Below are 22,027 nucleotides of genomic sequence, written 5' to 3'. Positions count from 1 at the left end.
CATGCTCAGCGTCCACACCTCCCCGCTCCACCAGCCCGGGACGGGGGACGCCGGCGGCATGAACGTCTACATGGTCGAGCTCTCCCGCGCCCTCGCCGAACAGGGCGCGGAGGTCGACCTGTTCACCCGCTGCCGGGGCGAGGGCGCGCCCCCGCTCGTCGAGCTCGCGCCGGGCGTGCGGGTCCGGCATCTGCACGCCGGGCCGCGCCGGGCGCTGCCCAAGGAGGCCATGCCCGATCTGGTGGTGCCGTTCTCGCTGGCCCTGCTGAAGGAGGAGCGGCGCTACGACCTGGTCCACTCGCACTACTGGCTCTCCGGGCAGGCGGGTCGGATCGCCCAGGTGGGCTGGCGGATACCGCTCGTGCACACCGCCCACACCCTGGCCCGGGTGAAGAACGCCTCGCTCGCCGAGGGCGACACCCCCGAGCCGGAGCTGCGCGTCCGGGGCGAACACCAGGTGGTGGGCAGCGCGGACCGGCTGATCGCCAACACGGCCGACGAGGCGGAGGCGCTGCGTTCGCTGTACGGGGCGGAGGGGGCGCGGACCGAGGTCGTACGGCCCGGGGTGGATCTGCGGACCTTCCGTCCGGGCGACGGGCGGGCGGCGGCGCGGGCCGGGCTCGGGCTGCCGGCCGGGGCGTTCGTGCCGCTGTACGCGGGCCGCATCCAGCCCCTGAAGGGCCCTGACGTGCTGGTGCGGGCGGTGGCCGAGCTGCTGAGGGAGGCGCCGGAGCTGCGCCGCCGGCTCCTGGTGCCGGTGGTGGGCGGGCATTCGGGCGCCACCGAACGGGGCTCGGCCTGGCGCCTCGCGGAGGAGCTCGGGGTCACCGACGTGCTGCGGCCCTGCCCTCCCGTACCGCAGGAGAAGCTGGCGGACTGGTACCGGGCGGCGGACGTCCTCGTGGTGCCCTCGCGCAGCGAGTCCTTCGGTCTGGTGGCGGTGGAGGCGCAGGCGTGCGGGACGCCGGTGCTCGCGGCGGCGGTGGGCGGGCTGCCGACGGCGGTGTGGGACGGGGTGACGGGGATGCTCGTACGGGGTCACGACCCGGTGGAGTACGCGCGTCGGCTGCGGTGGCTGGCGGAGCACCCGGAGGCCGTGGAGACGATGGGGGCGGCGGCGGTGCGCCATGCGCGCGGGATGAGCTGGCGGGTGTCGGCCGGGCGGACCGTCGAGGTGTACCGGGGTGCCCTGGAGCGGGGGATGGGGCAGGGGCGGCGGCACGCCCCTGCCCCGGCGGCCCCTCTCTCCTGGAGGAACGAGAAGGCCGTAGCACAAGTCTAGCATCTCTTTTGGTTCGACCAAAGGTATGGCGAGCTCCGGATGCCTCAATTCCGTTGTTCTGGTGGCGCATTGACGCATCCACGCCATGGCGGGTCCACGCACGAACTATCACTGGATTCGATTCGGAGACCGGGACAGTATGGAGATGTCTTCAGGGAACGCCCGGCGGCACGGGCCCCCGGAAGGCGGAATTCACATTCCAAGTCCTGGAGGAATCATGTCCGTTGCGCGGAACACCGGTATCCGCAAGGCCGCCCGCCAGCTCATCGTCGCGATCGTGGCCTGTACGGCCGTCGCCGCCGGCGCCGCTGTCGCCGTCTCCCCCGACAGCACCCCGGTCACCCCCCACACCATCGCCGGTGTCGCCGACGACAACGGCTGGCCGGTCCCGCCGGTCAACCCGACCCCCAGCCCCACCAACTGAACTCATTACCAGGGATATTCGACCGGCAATTCCCCCGGGCAGTCCCCCCACCGTGAGGCCCCGCAATCGCTGCCACGATTGTGGGGCCCTACGCATTTCCCCGGCTCTTCGTGGAAAACGTCAGTCCAGCCAGCCGAGCCGCACCGCACGCGCCCCCGCCTCGAAACGGCTCGTCGCCCCCAGCTCCTGCATCAGCTCCGAGATCATCCGGCTGACCGTCCGCAGCGACACCCCGAGCGTCCGCGCGATCCGCTCGTCCTTCATCCCCGAGGCGAGCATGTGCAGCGCGGCCCGCTGCTGCTCGGAAAGCCCGTCACCGCCCGCCTCCGCCGCCGTCTCGTTCCCGTACGGGGTCGCCGTGTGCCAGCAGTGCTCGTACAGGCTCAGATACGGCCGCACCAGGGCGCTGCCCCGCGCCAGGATCGCGCCCTCGCCCGGCTCCTCCGGCCGGATCGGCACCAGCGCGAACTGCTGGTCGGCGATGATCAGGTTCATCGGCACCACCGGCGCGAGCCGGATCTCCACCCCGAGCTCGGCCCGCTGCCCGAGGAACTTCTCCATCTGCGGGTCCGTGGCCTCCTGCCGCCCGTAGATGGCGCGCACCCGCACCCCGTTCGCCAGCTGCCGCCGGTCCCGGTCGAGCATCAGCTCCGGGTTCTGCCGGCCCGGCGTCCCCGGGTGCAGCGAGGCCGAACTCTCCTGCATCACATCGGTGATGTCCTCGATGGCCTGCTGGATCCTGCGGTAGTCGGTCAGCGCCTCGACGTGCGCCTCCGCCCGGGCCAGCGCCTCCGCCCGCAGGTACGAGCCCGCCAGGACCTCGAGCGTGCTGTACGCCTCGTCCGCCTCGGCCAGATGCTCCCGCAGCCGTTCCCGCTCCCGCTCCAGGAGCCGGAGCAGCGCGATCTCCGGATCGATCACCGCCACCGTGTCCGCCTCGGACCGCCAGCTGCCGTCCTGCACGGCGTCGATCGTGGCGTGCACCTGCCCCGTGGGCACGATGAGGCCCAGGGAGAGCAGTTCGCGACGACATCGCTCGTGCTCCTCCGGCACGAGCCCGAGTTCCCTGCCGACCTCCTCGAAGTCCGAGACGCCCCGGCGGCGCAGCTCCTCGTACACGGCAAGCAGGACGCCGGTCGTGCCGTCCCCGATGCCGTCGCCCGCGGTGACCATGGCGAAGTGACCCCCTCATTCTCCGAGTCGCCCCGCCCTCGCCCCGTCACACGGCGCGGCGGGAGTCCGTCCTGCGCTTCCTCCGGCCCGCACGGCCCCGTAGGGCCTGGTGCGTCTTCCATGACATCCGAACTCCTCGTACTAGGCCACGGGTTCCGGCCCCTCGCCGTCGAGCAGTCCGAGGCGGGCAGCCTTGACGCCGGCCTCGAAGCGGCTCGCCGCCCCCAGCTCCTGCATGACCTCGGAGAGCAGCCGGCTCACCGTCCGCAGCGAGACGCCGAGGCTGCGCGCGATCTGCTCGTCCTTGATGCCGGACGCGAGCATGTGCAGGGCCGCCCGCTGCTGGTCGGAGAGGCCGTCGCCGCCGCGCTCCCCGGGCTCCTCGCCGTACCGGGAGGCCGCCTGCCAGCAGTACTCGTACAGCGCGAGGTACGAGCGGACCAGGCCCGGGCCGCGGGCCAGGATGGTCGGCGAGTCCGGGTCGTGCGGGTCCGTCGGCAGCAGGGCGAAGTTCTCGTCGGCGAGGACCATGTTCATCGGGACGACGGGGGAGAGGCGCAGCTCCACGCCGAGCGCCGCCCGGTCCTCCAGGTGCTGGGTCATCTCGGGCACGGTCCCGACCCGGCGGCTGTACATGGCGCGGATCCGCACCCCGCGGGCGGCCCGGGAGCGGTCCCGCTCCAGCTCGGCGGCCATGTCCTCGCGCCGTACGGACCCGGTGTGCATGACGTGGACGGCGGTCCGCACGGATTCCGTCAGGTCCGACAGCTCGCGCAGCACCCGCTGCGGGTCGGTGACGATCTCGACCTCGACCTCGGAGCGGGGCGCGGCCCCGGCCCGCAGGAACGGTCCGGCGAGGGCTTCGAGGGCGGTGTGCGCGCGGCTGGTCGCGGCGAGGCGGTCCTGGAGCCGGTCGCGCTCCCGGCGCAGCAGCCGCAGCAGGGCGACATCGGGGTCGACGACGGCGTGGGTGCCGGGCGCGGAGGGGTCGGGGAGGGCGGTGAGGCCTAAGGAGACGAGTTCGCAGCGACATCGCTCCCGCTCCTCGGCGGAGAGCTCGAACCGGTCCGCGACCTCGTCGAAGCCGGCCTCGGGGCGGGCGCGTAATGCCTGGTAGACGGCGAGAGCCTGATCGCTCCCCGTCCGGGACACGGCGGCGTTTCTGGACACGGCGCAGCAGACTCCCCTCGGATCCGGTGGACCCTGTTGAATCGCCCCGCTAGACCCTGCCACAAAATCGAACGACACGCACGGAGTTGACCGTGGCTCAGCTGCTGGTGTCGCTCGCCCGGCAGTCGGGGCACAGACCCCTGAAGACGACCTCGGCGTCGTCCACCCGCCACTGCGGCAGTGCGCCCCGGGGCGGCTCGGGCGCGGTCGCGGACACGTTCTCCACGCGGCCGCATCCGGTGCACAGGGCGTGCTGGTGGGGCGGCCCGGAGATCTCGAAGACCGCGGGCAGGCCGGGGCGGTCGAACTTGCTGACCAGGCCCGTCTCCTGGAAGTGCCGCAGCATCTCGTACACGGCCTGGCTGGTCAGCGTGCCGAGCCGCTCGCGGGCCGTCGTGGTGATCGCCTCGACGTCGAGATGGCCGCCGGCGGCGAGCACCGTGAGCACCTCCAGGCGCGGGCCCGTGACCCGCAGCCCGACATCGCGCAGGCGCTGGATCACCGCCTCGCGGCCCGTCAGCTCTTCCACGACTGCCATCTTCTCCGCCCGCCACCTGGTCGGCTCAAACTTTTGTGGGCATCGTACCTCTTGCTCGTCAACGTCGGCAGGTCCGTATCGGTCAGTCGTCCGCCCTGCACACGAGGAGCACGGACTCGGTCCTGTCGTCGATACGGTGCCGCCGGCGGCCCTCGACGTGCAGCCCCGCCGAGTGCAGCTCGGCCGCGAGGCGCTCGGGGTCGACGATCCACTTGTCGGTGGTCAGCACCACCCGCTCCGAGGAGAGCTTGCCGGTCCGCGCCGCGTAGTACGTGATCCGCTCGCTCATCGACGGCAGGTCGAAGACCTGCCGGGCCACCACCCACTCGTCGATCCCGTCGAACCGCGGCACCTGGAAGGCCCAGGTCCGCCGTGGCTCCGCGATCAGACCCGGCAGCAGGTGCGCGGTGTAGTCGAGGGCGAGCGCCCCGCCCGACTCCAGATGCGCGGCGACCTCGCGCAGCAGCCCCGGCCGGCTGTCCGGCGGGACGGCGGTCACCATGGCGCCCGCGAGCAGCGCGAGCCGGTAGCTGCCTTCGAGCCGCAGCTCGGTGAGGTCGGCGCGGTGGGTGACGACGAGCCCGGCCACCTGCGGGCCGATCCGGCGGGCCCAGCCTTCGAGGCGCTCCAGGGCCGAGGCGTCCCGGTCCACGGCTTCCACGGCGAAGCCGTGCCGGGCGAACGGGACGGCGAGCCGCCCGGCGCCGGAGCCGAGGTCGAGGACGGGTCCGCCGGTGGAGCGGGCGAGGCTGAGGTAGCGGACGATGTCCGCGCTGTGCGGGCCGAGCAGGGCGTCGTGCAACCAGACAGAGCTCTCGTCGGTGGGGGAGACCGACTCGAGCCCGGGGAGCGTGTCGGCGGTGACCCGGATGCCGGCGCAGGGTGCGGGGTCCTGGTCGAAGCCGTATCGGGACGGCAGGACCGGAGCGAGCGCTGCGGGCACGACGGGCAGGGAAGTGCCGCTCGGTGTGTGCATCGCTCCTCCAGGGGCTCGCTCGGTCCATGCCGTCCGGACGAGGTACCCGTGCCGCCGGGCCCGCGCCGCTGAACCCATCCTGACCTGGTGAGCGAACCCCGATCCACCGGATCGGGCTGCGTGAACACGCGATGGCGTGGATCTGCCACGGCCCTGCGAGCGCCCCGGAGGCGAACGGGCCTTCAGGAGAGGGGTCGGCTCCAGCGGGTCGGGGCGAGGGCCGCGAAGCCGAGGTGGGCGTAGAAGGGGAGCGCCGGGTCGGCGGCCGCCGGGAGTTCCACGCGCTGCTCCCGCGCGCCGTAGTCGCGCATCCGCTCGGTCGCGGCGGCGAGCAGGGCCGTGCCGACGCCGGCGCGGCGCGAGCCGGGCTCCACCGCCAGGGCGTACACCTCGCCCTCGCCCGGGACCGGGACGCCGCCCGCGGCCACGCCGACGACCGCGCCCTCCCGGTCCGTGGCGACCAGCCAGCCGAGCCATCCGGGAGCACCCCCCGGAATTTCAATTTCCGCGCGTATGCGGGGGAGTGCACATTGGGCGGAGATCAGCCGCCGCATCGGGATTTCGTCCAGTATTCCGGCATAGCTGCTCCGGATGATGTCGGCAAGCAGTCTGGATATCGTGGTCGCGTCGCCGGCCGCTGCCGTACGAACGCCGGCGAGCTGCATTGGTTTTGCACCCTTCGACGTGCCGAGTCAGAGCCCCAACGTACCCACAATAGCGGCGTATTCCGCGGTCTGTGACCGATGCGAAATCTACGAATTCGCTTAGTAAATAGTGGTGTTCGCGGATTACTGGGGGAACGAGCAGCAGGCGATCACCAGCGGCGCCATCGAGAGTCCCCCCGCCGCGATCGTCAACAGCCCGTACAGCACCGGGTGTCCGGCGCTGTGCGGGGTGAGGATGCGCCGCATCCGCAGCGCCGCCGAGGGTCCGCCCGCGCCGAACGCCGACCGCGGCGCCCGCCCCGAGGCCAGCGCGTACAGCGCCGTCGCGAGCGCGTCCCGCGTGCACCGGCGCAACGCCCGGTCGTCCGCGGCCATTTCGAGCAGCAGGGGTACGGCGCTCCCGCCGTGCCGCGCGAGCGGGAGGTGCGGGAAGACGGCCGCGAAGGCCTCCGCCGCCGCGACCAGGAGGTGGTGCCGCCCCGAGATGTGCGCCCGCTCGTGCGCGAGGGCCGCCCCGAGCTGGGCCGGGGTCAGGGCGTGCACCGCGCCCGAGGAGACGACGACCCGGCGCGAGCGGCCCGGCAGGCAGTAGACGGCGGGCCGGTCGTCATCGAGGACGGTGGCCCGCAGCGTCGCGTCGTACCGCCCGACGAGCCGCAGCACGCCCGCGTGCCGGGTCCGCATCCGCCGGGCCCGGGCGAGCCGGCGCACGAACGCGGCGGTGGGCACCGAGAGGACCAGCAGCGCGAGCGAGAACGCGAACCGCTCGCGCCCGTCGAGGTTCAGGAGCTGGTCGAGCGTGGGCGGCCGGAGGGTGAACATCATGTCGCTCAGGCGGTGGCTCGCGGCGCCCGTCAGGACCAGCTGGGCGGGCAGCAGCGCGGCCCCGGCCGCGAAGCCGGCGCCGCACGCGGCCCAGACGCCGAGGGCGAGCCGCGGCACCTGCTGGGTCCAGCGGGCGCGGGCGAGCAGCCAGGGCACGAGGACACCCGTGACGAGCACGAGCCCGAGCGGGATGAGGAGGTGATGGTTCACGCGGGACCTCCGGCCGGCACGTCGGGGTCCGGATCGTGAGGGCCCCGGCCGCGCCCGGCGCGGAGGGCCTGCTCGTCCTGGTCGCCCCGCGCCGCGCGCAGGGCCGCGTCCAGGGCGGCCATGTCCTCGTCCGAGATGACCTCGACGAAGCGGAGGAGGGCGGCCGGGCGGTCCTGGCTGTCGCCGAGGGCGTCCCGCATCAGGCCCGCCGTGTACTCCTCGCGGCTGCGGACCGGCTCGTACAGCCAGGCCCGTCCGGACTTCTCGCGGCGGAGCCAGCCCTTGCGGTGCAGGATGTCCGCCACCGTCATCACCGTCGTGTAGGCGACCCGGCGTCCCCGATTGATGTCGTCGACGATCTCGCGGACCGTGGCGGGCCGCTGCCACGCCCACAGCCGGTCCATGATCTCGGCCTCCAGCTCTCCCAGCCGGCGCACGTGCATCCCCTCACCCTCCCCTTGCGGGCGGCTCATCGTACGGGCCGTTCCCCCCGCCCAGGTATACCCCCCAGGGGTACAGTGGCAGGATGTCGACCCTCATGAAGAACCGCCCTTGCGCGAAGGTCTGCGACTCCGGTCTTCCCGGTTCGGTGGAGCTGGTGCTCCTCCGACAGCTGCTCGGCCTCTGTCTCCGGCTGAGTCTCACGCTGTCCGCCGACTGCCCTTCACGCAAGGGCGGTTGATGTCCTTCTGGTAGTCCGTCCGAATATCCGTCCGGATGTCCTCCGCGCGTCCGGACGGATGTCCGTCACGTCCGGATCAGCCGGGCGATGGCCTTCGACGCCTCGCCCACCTTCACCTTCGCCTGGTCCCCGCCCTGGGCGATGGCCTCCGTGACGCAGCAGCTCAGGTGCTCGTCCAGGAGGGCCACCGCGCAGGACTGGAGGGCCGCGTTGATGGCGGAGACCTGGGTGAGGACGTCGATGCAGTAGACGTCCTCGTCCACCATCCGCTGCACCCCCCTGACCTGGCCCTCGATGCGCCTCAGTCGTCTGATGATGTCTTCCTTGTGCTGTCCGTAACCGGCCACGACGGGCTCCTAGGAGATCAGGGATTCAGATCCGGGATTCACAGGGCGGGGGGGCGGGGAGTGTCAGCGGTCGATGGGCTGGAAGCCCCGCAGGCGGAGGCTGTTGCCGACCACGAAGACCGAGGAGAAGGCCATGGCCGCGCCCGCGATCATCGGGTTGAGCAGTCCGGCCGCGGCGAGCGGCAGGGCGGCCACGTTGTAGGCGAAGGCCCAGAAGAGGTTCGAGCGGATGGTGCCGAGCGTCTTGCGGGAGAGCCGGATCGCGTCGGCCGCGGCCCGCAGGTCTCCCCGTACGAGGGTCAGGTCGCCGGCCTCGATGGCGGCGTCCGTACCGGTGCCCATCGCCAGACCCAGGTCGGCCTGGGCGAGCGCGGCGGCGTCGTTCACGCCGTCGCCGACCATGGCGACCGAACGGCCCTCGCCCTGAAGGCGCTTGACCACGTCGACCTTGTCCTGCGGCATGACCTCCGCGATGACCTCGTCGATGCCGACCTCGGCGGCGACGGCCTCGGCGACCGCCTTGTTGTCACCGGTGAGCAGGATCGGGGTCAGACCCAGCGCGCGGAGCCGCTTGATGGCCTCGGCACTGGTCTCCTTGACGGCGTCGGCGACCTCCAGGACCGCGCGGGCCTCCCCGTCCCAGGCGACCGCGATGGCGGTCTTGCCGGCCGTCTCGGCCTCTTCCTTCGCGGACTTGAGCGCGGCGGGCAGGGTCATGGCCCACTCGTCGAGCAGCTTCTCGCGGCCGACGAGGACGGCGTGGCCCTCGACGACGCCCTGGACGCCGAGTCCGGGGATGTTGGCGAAGTCCTCGGGGGTGGGCAGGGTGCCGACCTTGGCGGCGGCGCCGGTGGCGACGGCCTGGGCGATCGGGTGCTCGGAGGAGTGCTCCAGGGCGCCGGCCAGGCGCAGCACGTCGGTCTCGTCGACGCCCTCGGCGGTGTGGACCTTGATGAGGGTCATGCGGCCGGTGGTGACGGTGCCGGTCTTGTCCAGGACGATCGTGTCGACCTTGCGGGTGGTCTCCAGGACCTCGGGCCCCTTGATCAGGATGCCGAGCTGGGCGCCGCGGCCCGTACCGACCATGAGGGCGGTCGGGGTGGCCAGGCCGAGGGCGCAGGGGCAGGCGATGATCAGGACGGCGACGGCGGCGGTGAAGGCGGCGGTCAGGCCCTGGCCGGTGCCGAGCCAGAAGCCGAGGGTGCCGAGCGCGAGGGCGATGACGATCGGCACGAAGACGGCCGAGATCTTGTCGGCGAGGCGCTGGGCGGCGGCCTTGCCGTTCTGCGCGTCCTCGACGAGCTTCGCCATGCGGGCGAGCTGGGTGTCGGAGCCGACGCGGGTGGCCTCGACGACCAGGCGGCCGCCGGCGTTCAGGGTGGCGCCGGTGACGGAGTCGCCGACGGAGACCTCGACGGGCACGGACTCGCCGGTGAGCATGGAGGCGTCGACGGCGGACGAGCCCTCGACGACGGTGCCGTCGGTGGCGATCTTCTCGCCCGGGCGGACCAGGAAGCGGTCCCCGACCTGGAGTTCGGCGGTCGGTACGGTGACCTCGCGGCCGTTCTTCAGAACGGTGACTTCCTTCGCGCCGAGCTGCATCAGCGCCTTGAGCGCGGCGCCCGCCTTGCGCTTGGAGCGGGCCTCGAAGTACCGGCCGGCCAGGATGAAGGCGGTGACGCCGGCCGCGGCCTCCAGGTAGATGTTCCCGGCGCCGTCGGTGCGGGCGATCGTGAACTCGAAGGGGTGCGTCATGCCCGGCGTGCCGGCGGTGCCGAAGAACAGCGCCCACAGCGACCAGAGGAACGCGGCGATCGTGCCGACCGAGATCAGGGTGTCCATGGTGGCCGCGCCGTGCTTGGCGTTGGTCCAGGCGGCCTTGTGGAACGGCCAGGCGGCGTAGACGACGACCGGGGCGGCGAGCGTGAGGCTCAGCCACTGCCAGTACTCGATCTGCAGCGCCGGGACCATCGCCATCGCGATGACGGGCACGGCGAGGGTGGCGGCGGTGATCAGCCGCTGCCGCAGGGGCCGCAGCTCCTCGTCGGCCTTCTCCTCGTCGGTGGGGCCGTCGTCGCCCTCCTCGGCCTTCGGGGGAGTGGGCTCCTGTGCGGTGTAACCGGTGGCCTCGACGGTGGCGATCAGGTCGGCGACGTCGATGTCGGCGTCGAAGGTGACCTTCGCCTTCTCGGTGGCGTAGTTGACGGTGGCCTCGACCCCGTCCATGCGGTTGAGCTTCTTCTCGATACGGGCCGCGCACGAGGCGCAGGTCATGCCGCCGATGGCGAGCTCGACCTGGGCGGTGCCCGGAGTGGTCGTGGTCATTTCCTGCTCCTCGGTGTAGCGGGGTTCGGGGGCCGGGGCCCGGGCGTGGTGGTCGGGCCCCGGCGGCCGGGGTGGTGCGGGCGGTCGTCCGCCTGCCGGGCGGACCGTCGGGTACCGGGACGGGGGACGCCGGTGGGGTGTCGGTCTGCCCGGCGGCGGATCAGGCCCGGCCGGTCAGCTCGTAGCCCGCGTCGTCGACGGCCGCGGTGATCGCGGCGTCGTCGGGCTCGCCGCCGGTGGTCACGGTCACCAGGCCGCCGGCGACGTCGACGTCGACGGAGATGACGCCGTCGAGGGCGCTGACGGACTTGGTGATCGCGCTCTTGCAGTGGCCGCAGGTCATGCCGGAGACGGCGTAGACCGTGACGGTGCTGTCGGCGACCGCGACGGCGGTGGCCTCCGTGGTCGAGCAGCTGTTGTCGGGGGTGCAGCAGGAGCCCATGGCTTCCTCCTCGGTCGGTTCCACTCGTCGATACCCTCGGGGGGTATCAGGTTGCGAGTTCATGTATACCCCCCGGTGGTATCCGGCGCAAGTGTGGATCGGACTTGACTTGATACCCCCCAGGGGTATGGTGAGGTGCATCGAACGGTTACCCACGCCGCCCCACACGTACGGGAGAGCAGTCATGAACACCGGAGTGAAGATCACTGCGTTTGCCGCCGCGCTCGCCGCGACCTTCGGGACCGCGTACGGGGTCGGCAAGGGGGTCGGCCCCGTCGACGAGCCGAAGAAGACGGAGCACGCGGGGCACGCGGCGCAGGACCCGCAGAAGACATCGGGCCACGAGGGTCACGAGGAAGGCGCTCCCGCCTCGGCCGCGGCCCTCCCGGGCGGCCTCCAGGTCTCCCAGGACGGCTACACCCTCGCCCTGGAGACGCCCACCCCCGCCGTGGGGCGCAGCACCCTGAAGTTCTCCATCAAGGACGCGACCGGCAAGAAGGTCACCGCCTTCACCACCGAGCACGGCAAGGAGCTGCACTTCATCGTCGCCTCGCGCGACCTCAACACCTTCCGCCACCTGCACCCGGTGAAGGCCGCGGACGGCACCTGGTCGGTGGACGCGGACCTGCCGACGGCGGGCGGCTACAAGGCCTTCGCGGACTTCAGGCCGGCGGCGCCGGGCGCCGAGGGCGTCACGCTGGGCGCGGACCTCTCGGTCCCGGGGGCGTACGCGCCGAAGCCGCTGCCCGCGGTGGCCCCGACCGCGACGGTCGACGGCTACCAGGTCCGGCTGGGCGGAGTCCTGGACCCGGGCAAGCCGGGCGAGCTGAAGCTCACCGTCACCAAGGGCGGAAAGCCGGTGACGGACCTGGAGCCGTACCTCGGTGCGTACGGACACCTCGTCGCGCTGCGCGACGGCGACCTCGCCTACCTCCACGTCCACCCGAACGAGGGCGGTCCCGGTCCGGACGTCTCCTTCACGGCGGAGGCGCCCAGCGCGGGCACGTACCGCCTCTTCCTGGACTTCCAGCACGAGGGCAAGGTCCGCACGGCGTCGTTCACGGTGAAGGCGGGTGCGACCGGAAAGGCCGCCGCCGAGCCGGCCGGTGCCGCGACGCACGATGCGGGAGGCCACACGCACGGCTAGTCTGGTCATTGGACTAGACCTGTAGTCGTCATTCATGGAGGAATGGGCGAGATGAGCAACCGTGCTGTCCTTGAGGTGATCGCCCTCGACGAGGAAGACGCGGTCGCTGCCCAGACCGGTGGCGCCGACCGGCTCGAACTCGTCACCGACATGGCGGCGGACGGACTCACCCCGTCCACGGCCACCTTCACCGCCATCCGCCGCGCGGTCGACATCCCGCTCCGTGTGATGCTCCGCCTGGCGGACGGTTTCGCGGCCGGCGACGTCGACGCGCTGGTGGGCCGGGCGGAGGAACTCCGCACGGCGGGTGCGACGGAGTTCGTCCTGGGCTTCCTCACGGCGGACGGCGAACCGGACCTGGTGGCGGTCGAGCGCCTGATCACCGTCCTGGACGGCTGCGACTGGACCTTCCACCGGGCGATCGACCGGGCGGCCGACCGCGACGGCCTCCGCAAGCGCCTCGCCGACCTGCCGGGCCTCGACACCTACCTGACGGCGGGCGCGGCGACCGGCGTGGACGACGGCCTCCCGACCCTCCGGGCCGAGGCGGCCCGCGCCGGCGAGCCGGGCTACGAGCCGCAGATCCTGGTGGGCGGCGGCCTCCGCCTCGACCACCTCCCGACCCTCCGGGCGGCCGGCCTCACCGCCTTCCACATCGGCGGCGCGGCCCGCCCGGGCGGCTGGGCGGCCCCGGTCTCGGAGGGGGCGGTCCGGGTGTGGCGCGAGGCGGTCGACGCGTAGGCGCGGTCGCTGTGGCCCACCCCGAGCACCCCGCCACCGCGCCGTCCGCACGTCACTGCTTTAGCAGCCGCTCCCGGTCCCGCCAGGCCGCCTCCCACTGGCGGGTCATCGCCGGGTAGACGACGAGGTGGCGGAACGGGGCGATCAGGGCCATGTAGAGGCGGCCCAGGCGGCCGTTCGGTTTGACCAGGACCGCCATGCGGAGTTCGTGGTCGCCGGTGGGCGTCCGTACCCAGCCCAGGTGCGCCACCGCGTGGACGGTCTTGTTCGCCAGCTCCTGGGCGGACTCGTCGGGCAGTTCGTACAGGGAGACGAACGGGCCCGGGCCGGGGGCGGGGTTCGCCGTCGCCGTCAGGTCTTCCGGCATGCGGTCGCGCAGCGACCGGACGCGCGGGCCGAGGCCGGCCCGGGCGTCGTCCCAGCCCAGCAGGGCGCCCAGCTTCCAGCGCGCCGCGAACAGGAACTTCGTCGGTCCGGTCTCCCGGCCCAGGCCCGCGCCCGCCGCGATCGCCGCCACCGCGATCGGGAAGTCGTCCGGGCCGGCGCCCGGCATGCGGAAGGACCACACGTCCTCGGTCGTGAAGTCCGGGGCGAACTCGTGGATCCGCCACGGACGGCCGGTGTGTTCGCTGACGGGAAGTCTCATGGCTGCCGCCTTTCCCCTGCGTTCTATACGCTTGCGTATAACGACGGGACCAACGATGCCAGACCTGATGTACGGAGGCGTATATTCGGGCGGCGAGTGAGGGAGGACACACCGTGGGCGCTCCGCGTACGCCGCGCGAACGATGGGTGGAGGAGGGGCTCCAGGTCCTTGCCGGCAGCGGGCCCGACGCCGTTCGCGTCGAAGCCCTCGCCAAGCGCATCGGCGTCACCAAAGGCGGCTTCTACGGGTACTTCGCCGACCGCGACGCCCTCCTCGCCGCCATGCTCGACACCTGGGAGCGCGAGGCCACCGATCAGGTCATCGACCGCGTCCGGCATGACGAGCACGGCGACCCGCGCACCCTCATCACCCTCGCCGGCATGCTCACCTTCTCCGGCGACCGGCTGCGCCCCATCGACCTCGCCGTCCGCGACTGGGCCCGGCGCGACGAGGACGTCGCCGCCCGCCTGCGCCGCGTCGACAACCGGCGCATGGAGCTGCTCCGCGAGATGATCGGCGCCTTCTGCCCCGACCCCGACGAGGTCGAGGCCCGTTCGCTCATCGCCTTCTGCGTGGCCATCGGCCACCACTTCCTCGCCGCCGACCATCCGGGCCGCACCCGCGCCGAGGTCCTGGCCCGGGCTGGTGATCTGATCCTGGACCGGCCCGCGGAGCCGAAATCCCGTGGTCCGGAAGATGTCTGATCGTTAGCCTCGCGCGTATGACCACCGCCACCGTCGACACCGCCCTCGTCGAGCGGCTCATCGCCGCCCAGTTCCCCGACTGGGCGGGGCTTCCCGTACGGGAGGTGGACTCCGCCGGCACCGACAACGCCATGTTCCGGCTCGGGGACGACTACGCCGTACGGCTGCCGAAGGCCGACTGGGCCGCCGGGCAGGCCGAGAAGGAGCAGCGCTGGCTGCCGCGTCTCGCGCCGCACCTGACGCTGCCCGTACCCGTGCCCGTCGGGCAGGGGGCGCCGGGGGAGGGGTACGGCCAGTCCTGGTCGGTACTCGCCTGGCTCGACGGCGACGACGCGTACAGCGCGCCGATCACCGATCTTCCCCATGCCGCCGTGGAGTTGGGGCGCTTCGTCCGTTCCCTGCGCGCGGTCGACGCGACCGGTGGACCCGCCTCCTCGCGGGGCGGGCCGGTAGCCGACTGGGAGGAGGGCTCCATGGCGACCGCCCTCCGCGAACTCGGGGCCGACGGCACCCTCGACGCGGAGGCCGCCGGCGAGGCCTGGGAATCCGTGCTCCGCCTCCCGGCCTGGCAGGGCGCACCCGTCTGGCTCCACGGTGACCTGCTCCCCGTCAACCTCCTCGCCCGCGACGGCCGTCTGCACGCGGTCATCGACTTCGGCTGCCTCGGTGCGGGTGACCCGGCCGCCGACCTCACGCCGGCCTGGACCCTGTTCACCCCCGACACCCGCCCCCTCTTCCGCGAGGCCGCCGAGGTCGACGACGCCACCTGGGCGCGGGGCCGCGGCTGGGCCCTGTGCTGGGGCATCGTGACCGAGCACTACTACCGCGGGAAGAACCCGGTCCTCGCCGACATCGCCCACCGGGCGTGGACCCAGGCGCTTCCCGAATACTCGAACTAGGCGGTCGCCACCAGCTCCACCTCGAAGCCGTCCTCGTTCTCCAGGTACGCCGCGTAGTGGCCCTCCCCGCCCGCGTACGGGTGGCGGTCGGCGAACAGCAGCCGCCAGCCGTGCGTTGGTGCGTCGGCGGCGAGCCGGTCGACGGCGGACCGATCGCCCGCGTGGAAGGCGAGGTGATTCAGGCCCGGGCGGAGGCGGTCGTGGCGACCCGGCGTACGGGCCGGGGACTGCTCCACGACCAGGTAGCAGGAGCCGAGCGACCAGCTGCGGCCGCCCTCCCAGGACTGGAAGGGCCTGTAGCCGAGCGCGCCGAGCAGCCAGCCGAGGCTTCGCTCGGCGCGGGGCAGGTCGTCCACCCACAGCTCGACGTGGTGGAGGGACCCGACGGTGGCCACAGCGCGCCCGTCTGCGGCGGTCACAGCTCGCCCAACTGCTCGGGCACCGGCGCCGAGTGAACGACCGTCAGGCCCGACACCGCACGCGTCAGCGCCACGTACAGCCGCCGCAGGCCGGTGCGTTCGTCCGGTTCGCCGTCGACGACCGCCGCCGGTTCGTCCAGGACCACGTAGTCGTACTCCAGGCCCTTCGCGAGCGAGGCCGGGACCAGCGTGAGCCGGGACTCGGCCGTCGTCTCCTCGCCGGGGGAGAGGTACGCCAGACCCGCCGCCGTCAGCGCCTCCGCGAGCGGCGCGATCCGCGCGTCCGCGGCGATCAGGCCGATCGAGCCCTCGTGGCCCAGCGCCTCCACGCACGCCGCGACGACGTCCTCGTCGAGGGCGTCGCTCGGGCGGACCTCCAGGGAGCCCGGGTTCTCCCGGACCGACTCCACCGCCGCGAGCCCCGGCGACATGTGCGGAAGGAGCCGCGAGGCGTACGCGATGACCTCGCGCGGCACGCGGAAGCCGGCGGTCAGCTCCTCCACCAGCGCCTCCGGCTTCCCCAGGTGCGCGAGGGCCTGCGCCCAGCTCTCCGTCGCCCACGGCGTCGTGCCCTGAGCCAGGTCGCCCAGGACCGTCGCCGAGCCGGTCGTGCAGCGGCGGCCCACCGCCCGGTACTGCATGGGGGACAGGTCCTGCGCCTCGTCGAGGACCACGTGTCCGAGCGAGTGCGTCCGCTCGACCAGGTCCTTCGCCTCGTCGATGAGGACGGTGTCGGCCGCCGACCACTTCGCCGTCTTCACGCTCCGCGCGGGCTTCGCCCAGAGGAGCAGCTTCTGCTCGTCCTCGGTGAGCAGCCCCTCGGCGTGCTCGGCGAGGAAGTCGGCGTCGCTCAGCAGGCGCAGGACCAGCTTCGCGGGCTCGACGAGCGGCCAGCACTCCTTCACGGCGGCCTTGACCGCCGTGTTCCGCGCGACGGCGTTCTGCACGCGGTCGTCGGGGGCCTCGCCGGCCTCCTCCATGCGGACGAGGACGGCGTGCGCGATGCGCTGCGGGAGGGCCTCGCGGGCGGCGCCGTACCGGATGTCGCGGTCCAGCAACTCCCTCACCATCTCCTCCAGTTCGTACGCCGGGACCCGCCAGCGCCGTGAACCGCGCACCACCATCAGCGACTCCTTCGGCAGCGTCACGTGCGAGCGGACGGCCCGTCGCAGCACCTCGGCCATCCGCGCGTCGCCCTTCACGACCGCCGTCGCCGCCTCGTCCGTGCCCCGCACCTCGACGTGTGCGACGAGGTCGTCGACCGTCGCCTGCTGGACCTCCAGCTCGCCGAGGGCGGGCAGGACCTGCTCGATGTAGTGGAGGAAGGAACGGTTCGGCCCGATGACCAGGGTGCCGGTGCGGGCGAGCCGCTCCCGGTGCGCGTAGAGCAGGTAGGCGACACGGTGCAGACCGACGGCCGTCTTGCCGGTGCCGGGGCCTCCCTGCACGCACACCGTCCCCGACAGGTCGGAGCGGACGATGCCGTCCTGCTCCGGCTGGATCGTGGCGACGATGTCGCGCATGGGGCCGACGCGGGGCCGCTCGATCTCGGCCTGGAGGAGGCGGCTGGTGTGTTCCAGCTCCTGGGGGTCGGAGAGGTGCTCGTCCTCGTACGCGGTGAGGTCGCCGCCCGTGTAGCCGAAGCGGCGCCGGAGGCCGACGTCCTGCGGGTCCTTCTTCGACGCCTGGTAGTACGGCTGCGAGACCGGCGCACGCCAGTCGATCACCATCGGGTCGCCGTCGGCGTCGTGGACGTGCCGCCGGCCGATGTAGAACCGCTGACCCTCCTGCGTGGTGTGCAGGTAGTCGAGGCGTCCGAAGAACAGCGGGGTGTCGGCGAGGTCCGCGAGCGCCTTGATCCGGTCCTCGATCTGCCGCCCGAGCACGAGGGAGTTGACCCAGTTCGCGGTGACGTCCTTGATGTCGAGCGCCTCGACGTCCTCGCGCATCGCGCGCAGCGCGGCGCGGGAGGAGGTCAGATGGGCGCGCTCGTGCGCGAGCGGGTCGGATTCGGGCACGGATACGGACACGGTGAAGCCTCCGGGCAGGTGGATACGCGGACACGACGAGGTGGCCGCCGGTTTCCGACCGGGCGGCGGCGCGCTCCACGAGCGGGAGGCGGGGAAGCCGACGAGTCTAACTCCGGGCGGTCGGCCGGGCGAATCCCTTTCCCCTAGGGGCCGGGTCCATCCGGGGGTGGATCCTGATTCCACCCCTGGGGCGATGTGTTCTGAATGTCCGGATTCCATCATGGAGTCATGAGCGCAACGACCTTCACCCTCGTGACCACCGTCCCCCGCCCCCGCACCCACCTGGGCACGGCCCTCCGCGCGATCCGCGCCTTCGGCGGCGCGGCGGCGTCGGTCGCCCTGCTGGGCGACTACGGGCCGCGGGAGGCGGGCGTCCGGAACCCCCGCCCTGAGTACGACCCCGGCCCCGACTGAGTACCGGAACGCCTGGGCGGGCCGGGCGCGCCCTGATGTGATCGGGGCATGACGACGACGCCGATCCCGCCCGCGCCCCCCGTACCGCCGCCGACGCCCGCGACCGACGACTTCGCCCGCACCACCCGGAAGCTGCGCTTCACCGCCCTCGGCGGCTTCGGCGCCCTCCTCGTGCTCTTCGTCCTCACCGTGGTGCTGGTCCTCGGCGACGCCATCGACGGCGACGGCGCCGCCGGCGGCTTCACCGAGGCCGCGTTCTGGACGTTCCGCGTCGCCGTCGTGGCCGGCCTGGTCGCCCTCGTCACCCCTCGGGATCGGATGGCGACCAGGCCCCGCCGGGCCCTCGTCGTCGCCCAGTACGGCCTCGGGGCCGTCGGAGCGGCCCTCCAGCTCATGGACTGAGGACCGTGGGCTACGACTCCATCAGCTCGTCCGCGTCCACGATCCGGTACGCGTAGCCCTGTTCCGCCAGGAAGCGCTGGCGGTGGGCCGCGAAGTCCTGGTCGATCGTGTCGCGGGCGACCACCGAGTAGAAGTGCGCCTGGTGGCCGTCCGCCTTCGGGCGCAGCACCCGGCCGAGGCGCTGGGCCTCCTCCTGGCGGGAGCCGAAGGTGCCGGAGACCTGGATGGCGACCGTCGCCTCCGGCAGGTCGATCGAGAAGTTCGCGACCTTGGACACGACCAGGACGTTGATCTCGCCGTTGCGGAAGGCGTCGAAGAGCCGCTCCCGCTCCTTGTTCGACGTCTCGCCCTTGATGACCGGCGCGTCCAGGTGCTCGCCGAGCTCGTCCAGCTGGTCGATGTACTGCCCGATGACGAGGATCTGCTGCCCGGCGAACTTCTTCACCAGGGCCTCCGTCACCTTCCGCTTCGTCGCCGTCGTCGCGCAGAAGCGGTACTTCTCCTCCGCCTCGGCCGTCGCGTACGCGAGCCGCTCCGAGTCGGTCAGGTTCACGCGGACCTCGACGCAGTCGGCGGGCGCGATGTACCCCTGCGCCTCGATCTCCTTCCACGGCGCGTCGAACCGCTTCGGCCCGATCAGGGAGAAGACGTCCGACTCCCGTCCGTCCTCGCGGACGAGGGTCGCGGTCAGGCCGAGCCGGCGGCGGGCCTGGAGGTCCGCCGTGAACTTGAAGACCGGCGCGGGCAGCAGGTGCACCTCGTCGTAGACGATGAGGCCCCAGTCGCGGGAGTCGAAGAGCTCCAGGTGGGGATAGATCCCCTTCCGCTTGGTCGTGAGCACCTGGTACGTGGCGATGGTGACCGGCCGGATCTCCTTGCGGGTCCCGCTGTACTCGCCGATCTCGTCCTCGGTCAGCGAGGTCCGCTTCACCAGCTCGTGCTTCCACTGGCGCGCGGAGACGGTGTTCGTGACGAGGATCAGCGTCGTCGCCTTCGCCTGGGCCATCGCCCCTGCGCCGACCAGCGTCTTGCCGGCGCCGCAGGGCAGCACGACGACACCGGAACCGCCGTGCCAGAAGCCGTCGACGGCCTGCTTCTGGTACGGGCGCAGCGACCAGCCGTCCTCGGCGAGGTCGATCCGGTGCGCCTCACCGTCCACGTAACCCGCGAGGTCCTCGGCCGGCCAGCCCAGCTTCAGCAGCGTCTGCTTGATCTGCCCGCGCTCGGAGGGGTGCACGACGACGGTGTCCGGGTCGATCCGCTCCCCGACCAGCGGCTGCACCTTCTTCGACCGCAGGATCTCCTCCAGGACCGGCCGGTCGGTCGTGGTCAGCACGAGCCCGTGCGTGGGGTGCTTGGAGAGCGTCAGCCGGCCGTACCGGGCCATGGTCTCGGCGATGTCGACGAGCAGCGCGTGCGGCACGGGGTAGCGCGAGTACTCGACGAGCGCGTCGACGACCTGCTCGGCGTCGTGCCCGGCGGCCCGTGCGTTCCACAGCCCCAGCGGCGTCACGCGATAGGTGTGGATGTGCTCCGGCGCCCGCTCCAGCTCCGCGAACGGCGCGATGGCCCGGCGGCATGCCTCGGCGAGCTCGTGGTCGACCTCCAGGAGCAGCGTCTTGTCGCTCTGGACGATCAGGCAGGACACACATACCTCCAGGGATAGGATCGCGTTGTGACAGACACCACATCTGCGCCTGCCACGGCAAGGGCCATGCCCCGTGCCCGTCGCCCGAAGGGCGTCCCGGCCAACGCGTCGGGAATGCGCGCGGCCATCTATGTCCGCCTTTCGCGGGAAACAGAAAACTCTACCTCGCCCGAGCGTCAGCGCGCGGCCTGTGAGGCTCTGTGCGCGGCCCGTGGCTGGCAGGTCATAGCCGTGGAAGAGGACATCGACGTCTCGGGCTACTCGCGCGGCCTGGACCGTCCCGGGCTTCAGCGGATCCTGGCCCGCCTCGCCGAGTTCGACGTGATCGTGTTTTTCAAGATCGACCGCCTGGCCCGCTCCACGGTGGACTTCGCGGAGATCATGAAGGTCACCCAGGCGGAGAGCGTGGCTCTCGCGTCCGCCAGTGAGCCGCTGGACCTCACCTCTTCCATGGGGCGCGCCATGGCGAAGGTGATCGCGGTCTTCGCAGAGCTGGAGTCCGACACCATCGGGATGCGCGTCTCCAGCGCCCATGAACACCTGAGGCGGGAGGGCCGCTATACGGGCGGCAGGGTGCCGTACGGGTACCGGGTGGCCCCCAACCCCGAAGGCGCGGGGAAGATCCTGGAGGTCAACCCCGAGGAAGTGAAGACGATTCACGAGATCGTGGAACGGGTCCTCAACAAGGACTCGCTGCTCAAGATCGCAGTGGACCTCACGGAGTCCGACAAGCCCTCGCCCGGCCACTCGTCGCGGCAGACCACGGGCAAGCGCAGCGACTCCAAGCGGTGGTACCCCTCCACCTTGCGCAGCCTTCTCGGCAACCCTCAGTTGCTGGGGCAGGTGATCGAGGACGGCAAGCCGATCCTGATGACGGACGGGCTGCCGCTGGTCAACCGCACGCCGATCCTGGACATGGACACCTGGCAGGCGTTGCAGGACGAGCTGAGCCGACGAGCCAATCCGGGCGACCGGCGACGCGAGGGAACGGCGCTGCTGCGGGGGATCGTCTACTGCGCGGTGTGCCACAACCGCATGTACACGTACGTCGCCAAGGGGCGCATCCGCTATCGGTGCATCGGCCGGCTGAAGGCCCGGCAGGCAGGCGCGGAGCTGACTTGCTACGGCGTGAGCATCGCCGGTGAGGGCATGGAACAGCACGTCACGGCGCTGTTCCTGGAGAAGTTCGGCGCCTTCCCCGTGGTGCGCATGGTGGAGCACGTGGGCGAGGACTTCCGCCCGCAGATCCGGCAGGCCAGGGAAGCGCTGGAGGACCTGGAGAAGGACCGGTACGACCGTGGCCTGTTCAAGGGTGAGGAGGGTGCCACGAGGTACGCGGCTCAGTACGCCAAGCTGGAGGAACGCTTGGCTTCGCTGAACGAGAAGCAGCGCACCGCGAAGCCTGCGGGCGTGGAGGCGGTTCCGACCGGCCGGACTCATGCACAGCTCTGGAAGGACGCGGACACGGCGGGCAAGCGCGATCTGCTGCTGAACGCGGGGGCGTACGTCGAGGTCGGCATGTCCCGCAAGGGCGGCCCGAGACTGGACACTTCCCGCCTCGCGGTCTACTTCGGCGAGGACGGCGAGATCCGCCGGGCGGACGCCGACGGCAAGGACGTCGAAGCGGTCGTACAGCGCGCAGCGGCTCAGACGCTTGAGCTGTTCTGAGCTCTCCTGGCGACTGTTCGCGGCCCGTTGCTGGGGAAGCCCTGGCGGCGGGCCGTCCGCGCTCCCAGGGGGTGCCGCCGGTTTGCTGCTCTCTCAGCGGCAGGGTGATGACGGAATGACGGTTCTCCCTACTTTTTTGATTGCACATAGAAAAATAAGAGAAAAACAGACCAAGGGCTCGATCCGTCATTGCGCCATCGCAGCCCTGCGCCGCTGAGGGTGAGCCACGCACGCTGCGCGTGTGGGAGTG

At 72.0% G+C, this 22,027-nt stretch carries 24 protein-coding genes; 10 read left to right on the top strand and 14 right to left on the bottom strand.

Features of this window, described 5'->3' with window-relative positions:
- Nucleotide 1 precedes the first annotated feature (1 nt).
- On the top strand, nt 2–1,282 hold the full coding sequence (gene mshA / locus ACFYX3_RS04915; protein ID WP_389008121.1) for a D-inositol-3-phosphate glycosyltransferase: 1,281 nt from the start codon (nt 2–4) through the stop codon (nt 1,280–1,282).
- Between the two features lie 217 nt (nt 1,283–1,499).
- Nucleotides 1,500–1,706: a hypothetical protein gene (locus ACFYX3_RS04910; protein ID WP_389007957.1), complete on the top strand. Its 207-nt coding sequence runs from the start codon at nt 1,500–1,502 to the stop codon at nt 1,704–1,706.
- Nucleotides 1,707–1,826: 120 nt separating this feature from the next.
- Here the strand turns inward: ACFYX3_RS04910 and ACFYX3_RS04905 are convergent, their stop codons facing one another.
- The 7 genes from ACFYX3_RS04905 to ACFYX3_RS04875 form a co-directional block, all read right to left on the bottom strand.
- Complete coding sequence (locus ACFYX3_RS04905; protein WP_376585583.1) at nt 1,827–2,879, bottom strand: LuxR C-terminal-related transcriptional regulator; 1,053 nt, start codon at nt 2,877–2,879, stop codon at nt 1,827–1,829.
- A 141-nt stretch (nt 2,880–3,020) separates the two neighbouring features.
- A complete protein-coding gene (locus ACFYX3_RS04900; RefSeq protein ID WP_376585586.1) occupies nt 3,021–4,049 on the bottom strand; it encodes a LuxR C-terminal-related transcriptional regulator in 1,029 nt (342 codons plus the stop codon).
- Nucleotides 4,050–4,146: 97 nt separating this feature from the next.
- On the bottom strand, nt 4,147–4,587 hold the full coding sequence (locus ACFYX3_RS04895) for a Fur family transcriptional regulator (protein ID WP_382654452.1): 441 nt from the start codon (nt 4,585–4,587) through the stop codon (nt 4,147–4,149).
- 82 nt (nt 4,588–4,669) lie between these two features.
- Complete coding sequence (locus ACFYX3_RS04890) at nt 4,670–5,563, bottom strand: SAM-dependent methyltransferase (RefSeq protein ID WP_389007953.1); 894 nt, start codon at nt 5,561–5,563, stop codon at nt 4,670–4,672.
- Nucleotides 5,564–5,745: 182 nt separating this feature from the next.
- Nucleotides 5,746–6,228 carry a GNAT family N-acetyltransferase gene (locus ACFYX3_RS04885; protein WP_389007951.1) on the bottom strand — a complete coding sequence of 161 codons (483 nt, stop codon included), beginning with the start codon at nt 6,226–6,228 and terminating at the stop codon, nt 5,746–5,748.
- Nucleotides 6,229–6,351: 123 nt separating this feature from the next.
- Entirely contained in the window at nt 6,352–7,263 is a 912-nt protein-coding gene (locus tag ACFYX3_RS04880) for a M56 family metallopeptidase (RefSeq protein ID WP_382654457.1), read from the bottom strand.
- Nucleotides 7,260–7,700, bottom strand: a complete 441-nt coding sequence (locus ACFYX3_RS04875) for a BlaI/MecI/CopY family transcriptional regulator (protein ID WP_382654460.1) — start codon at nt 7,698–7,700, stop codon at nt 7,260–7,262. The genes ACFYX3_RS04880 and ACFYX3_RS04875 overlap by 4 nt, the downstream gene beginning before the upstream one ends.
- 89 nt (nt 7,701–7,789) lie before the next feature.
- Here ACFYX3_RS04875 and ACFYX3_RS04870 point away from each other — a divergent pair, with 89 nt between their 5' ends.
- Nucleotides 7,790–7,945, top strand: a complete 156-nt coding sequence (locus ACFYX3_RS04870) for a hypothetical protein (protein WP_158718993.1) — start codon at nt 7,790–7,792, stop codon at nt 7,943–7,945.
- A gap of 65 nt (nt 7,946–8,010) precedes the next feature.
- Here ACFYX3_RS04870 and ACFYX3_RS04865 read toward each other — a convergent pair whose 3' ends face one another.
- The 3 genes from ACFYX3_RS04865 to ACFYX3_RS04855 form a co-directional block, all read right to left on the bottom strand.
- Nucleotides 8,011–8,292 carry a metal-sensitive transcriptional regulator gene (locus ACFYX3_RS04865; RefSeq protein ID WP_015035316.1) on the bottom strand — a complete coding sequence of 94 codons (282 nt, stop codon included), beginning with the start codon at nt 8,290–8,292 and terminating at the stop codon, nt 8,011–8,013.
- 63 nt (nt 8,293–8,355) lie between these two features.
- Nucleotides 8,356–10,617: a heavy metal translocating P-type ATPase gene (locus ACFYX3_RS04860; RefSeq protein WP_389007948.1), complete on the bottom strand. Its 2,262-nt coding sequence runs from the start codon at nt 10,615–10,617 to the stop codon at nt 8,356–8,358.
- Between the two features lie 160 nt (nt 10,618–10,777).
- A complete protein-coding gene (locus ACFYX3_RS04855) occupies nt 10,778–11,059 on the bottom strand; it encodes a heavy-metal-associated domain-containing protein (protein ID WP_116159589.1) in 282 nt (93 codons plus the stop codon).
- A gap of 184 nt (nt 11,060–11,243) precedes the next feature.
- Between ACFYX3_RS04855 and ACFYX3_RS04850 the strand changes: the two genes are divergently transcribed.
- Together ACFYX3_RS04850 and ACFYX3_RS04845 are read left to right on the top strand one after the other, a co-directional pair.
- Entirely contained in the window at nt 11,244–12,206 is a 963-nt protein-coding gene (locus ACFYX3_RS04850; RefSeq protein WP_389007946.1) for a hypothetical protein, read from the top strand.
- A 51-nt stretch (nt 12,207–12,257) separates the two neighbouring features.
- Nucleotides 12,258–12,947: a copper homeostasis protein CutC gene (locus tag ACFYX3_RS04845; RefSeq protein WP_389007944.1), complete on the top strand. Its 690-nt coding sequence runs from the start codon at nt 12,258–12,260 to the stop codon at nt 12,945–12,947.
- 52 nt (nt 12,948–12,999) lie between these two features.
- Here ACFYX3_RS04845 and ACFYX3_RS04840 read toward each other — a convergent pair whose 3' ends face one another.
- Entirely contained in the window at nt 13,000–13,593 is a 594-nt protein-coding gene (locus ACFYX3_RS04840) for a DUF2867 domain-containing protein (RefSeq protein WP_389007942.1), read from the bottom strand.
- A gap of 113 nt (nt 13,594–13,706) precedes the next feature.
- Here ACFYX3_RS04840 and ACFYX3_RS04835 point away from each other — a divergent pair, with 113 nt between their 5' ends.
- Together ACFYX3_RS04835 and ACFYX3_RS04830 are read left to right on the top strand one after the other, a co-directional pair.
- Nucleotides 13,707–14,297: a TetR/AcrR family transcriptional regulator gene (locus tag ACFYX3_RS04835; protein ID WP_389007940.1), complete on the top strand. Its 591-nt coding sequence runs from the start codon at nt 13,707–13,709 to the stop codon at nt 14,295–14,297.
- A gap of 17 nt (nt 14,298–14,314) precedes the next feature.
- Entirely contained in the window at nt 14,315–15,196 is an 882-nt protein-coding gene (locus tag ACFYX3_RS04830; RefSeq protein WP_389007938.1) for an aminoglycoside phosphotransferase family protein, read from the top strand.
- On the opposite strand, the gene ACFYX3_RS04825 is transcribed toward ACFYX3_RS04830, so the two are convergent.
- On the bottom strand, nt 15,193–15,591 hold the full coding sequence (locus ACFYX3_RS04825; RefSeq protein ID WP_389007936.1) for a VOC family protein: 399 nt from the start codon (nt 15,589–15,591) through the stop codon (nt 15,193–15,195). The two genes, ACFYX3_RS04830 and ACFYX3_RS04825, sit on opposite strands and share 4 nt — an antisense overlap.
- A 20-nt stretch (nt 15,592–15,611) precedes the next feature.
- Entirely contained in the window at nt 15,612–17,645 is a 2,034-nt protein-coding gene (locus ACFYX3_RS04820; RefSeq protein ID WP_389007934.1) for a HelD family protein, read from the bottom strand.
- Nucleotides 17,646–17,873: 228 nt separating this feature from the next.
- On the opposite strand from ACFYX3_RS04820, the gene ACFYX3_RS04815 reads away from it, so the two are divergent.
- Both ACFYX3_RS04815 and ACFYX3_RS04810 read left to right on the top strand, forming a co-directional pair.
- On the top strand, nt 17,874–18,059 hold the full coding sequence (locus ACFYX3_RS04815) for a hypothetical protein (protein ID WP_389007932.1): 186 nt from the start codon (nt 17,874–17,876) through the stop codon (nt 18,057–18,059).
- Nucleotides 18,060–18,107: 48 nt separating this feature from the next.
- Nucleotides 18,108–18,461 carry a hypothetical protein gene (locus ACFYX3_RS04810; RefSeq protein WP_389007930.1) on the top strand — a complete coding sequence of 118 codons (354 nt, stop codon included), beginning with the start codon at nt 18,108–18,110 and terminating at the stop codon, nt 18,459–18,461.
- Nucleotides 18,462–18,471: 10 nt separating this feature from the next.
- On the opposite strand, the gene ACFYX3_RS04805 is transcribed toward ACFYX3_RS04810, so the two are convergent.
- Nucleotides 18,472–20,109 (bottom strand): DNA repair helicase XPB, encoded by a 1,638-nt coding sequence (locus tag ACFYX3_RS04805; protein ID WP_389007927.1) that lies wholly within the window; start codon nt 20,107–20,109, stop codon nt 18,472–18,474.
- A 27-nt stretch (nt 20,110–20,136) separates the two neighbouring features.
- On the opposite strand from ACFYX3_RS04805, the gene ACFYX3_RS04800 reads away from it, so the two are divergent.
- Nucleotides 20,137–21,777: a recombinase family protein gene (locus tag ACFYX3_RS04800; RefSeq protein ID WP_389007925.1), complete on the top strand. Its 1,641-nt coding sequence runs from the start codon at nt 20,137–20,139 to the stop codon at nt 21,775–21,777.
- Nucleotides 21,778–22,027: the final 250 nt, after the last annotated feature.

Origin of the sequence: Streptomyces sp. NPDC002463, from assembly GCF_042889835.1 — a bacterium.
GTDB classification, from domain to species: domain Bacteria; phylum Actinomycetota; class Actinomycetes; order Streptomycetales; family Streptomycetaceae; genus Streptomyces; species Streptomyces nymphaeiformis.
Note: the sequence above shows the minus strand (reverse complement) of the source record. Positions and strands in the feature narration are given on the sequence as shown.

What these genes read in the sequence shown, in the direction of transcription:
- mshA (WP_389008121.1), top strand. Translation starts at nt 2, where the DNA reads ATGCTCAGCGTCCACACCTCCCCGCTCCACCAGCCCGGGACGGGGGAC.
- ACFYX3_RS04910 (WP_389007957.1), top strand. Translation starts at nt 1,500, where the DNA reads ATGTCCGTTGCGCGGAACACCGGTATCCGCAAGGCCGCCCGCCAGCTC.
- ACFYX3_RS04905 (WP_376585583.1), bottom strand. Translation starts at nt 2,879, where the DNA reads ATGGTCACCGCGGGCGACGGCATCGGGGACGGCACGACCGGCGTCCTG.
- ACFYX3_RS04895 (WP_382654452.1), bottom strand. Translation starts at nt 4,587, where the DNA reads ATGGCAGTCGTGGAAGAGCTGACGGGCCGCGAGGCGGTGATCCAGCGC.
- ACFYX3_RS04890 (WP_389007953.1), bottom strand. Translation starts at nt 5,563, where the DNA reads ATGCACACACCGAGCGGCACTTCCCTGCCCGTCGTGCCCGCAGCGCTC.
- ACFYX3_RS04885 (WP_389007951.1), bottom strand. Translation starts at nt 6,228, where the DNA reads ATGCAGCTCGCCGGCGTTCGTACGGCAGCGGCCGGCGACGCGACCACG.
- ACFYX3_RS04870 (WP_158718993.1), top strand. Translation starts at nt 7,790, where the DNA reads ATGTCGACCCTCATGAAGAACCGCCCTTGCGCGAAGGTCTGCGACTCC.
- ACFYX3_RS04860 (WP_389007948.1), bottom strand. Translation starts at nt 10,617, where the DNA reads ATGACCACGACCACTCCGGGCACCGCCCAGGTCGAGCTCGCCATCGGC.
- ACFYX3_RS04855 (WP_116159589.1), bottom strand. Translation starts at nt 11,059, where the DNA reads ATGGGCTCCTGCTGCACCCCCGACAACAGCTGCTCGACCACGGAGGCC.
- ACFYX3_RS04850 (WP_389007946.1), top strand. Translation starts at nt 11,244, where the DNA reads ATGAACACCGGAGTGAAGATCACTGCGTTTGCCGCCGCGCTCGCCGCG.
- ACFYX3_RS04845 (WP_389007944.1), top strand. Translation starts at nt 12,258, where the DNA reads ATGAGCAACCGTGCTGTCCTTGAGGTGATCGCCCTCGACGAGGAAGAC.
- ACFYX3_RS04840 (WP_389007942.1), bottom strand. Translation starts at nt 13,593, where the DNA reads ATGAGACTTCCCGTCAGCGAACACACCGGCCGTCCGTGGCGGATCCAC.
- ACFYX3_RS04830 (WP_389007938.1), top strand. Translation starts at nt 14,315, where the DNA reads ATGACCACCGCCACCGTCGACACCGCCCTCGTCGAGCGGCTCATCGCC.
- ACFYX3_RS04815 (WP_389007932.1), top strand. Translation starts at nt 17,874, where the DNA reads ATGAGCGCAACGACCTTCACCCTCGTGACCACCGTCCCCCGCCCCCGC.
- ACFYX3_RS04810 (WP_389007930.1), top strand. Translation starts at nt 18,108, where the DNA reads ATGACGACGACGCCGATCCCGCCCGCGCCCCCCGTACCGCCGCCGACG.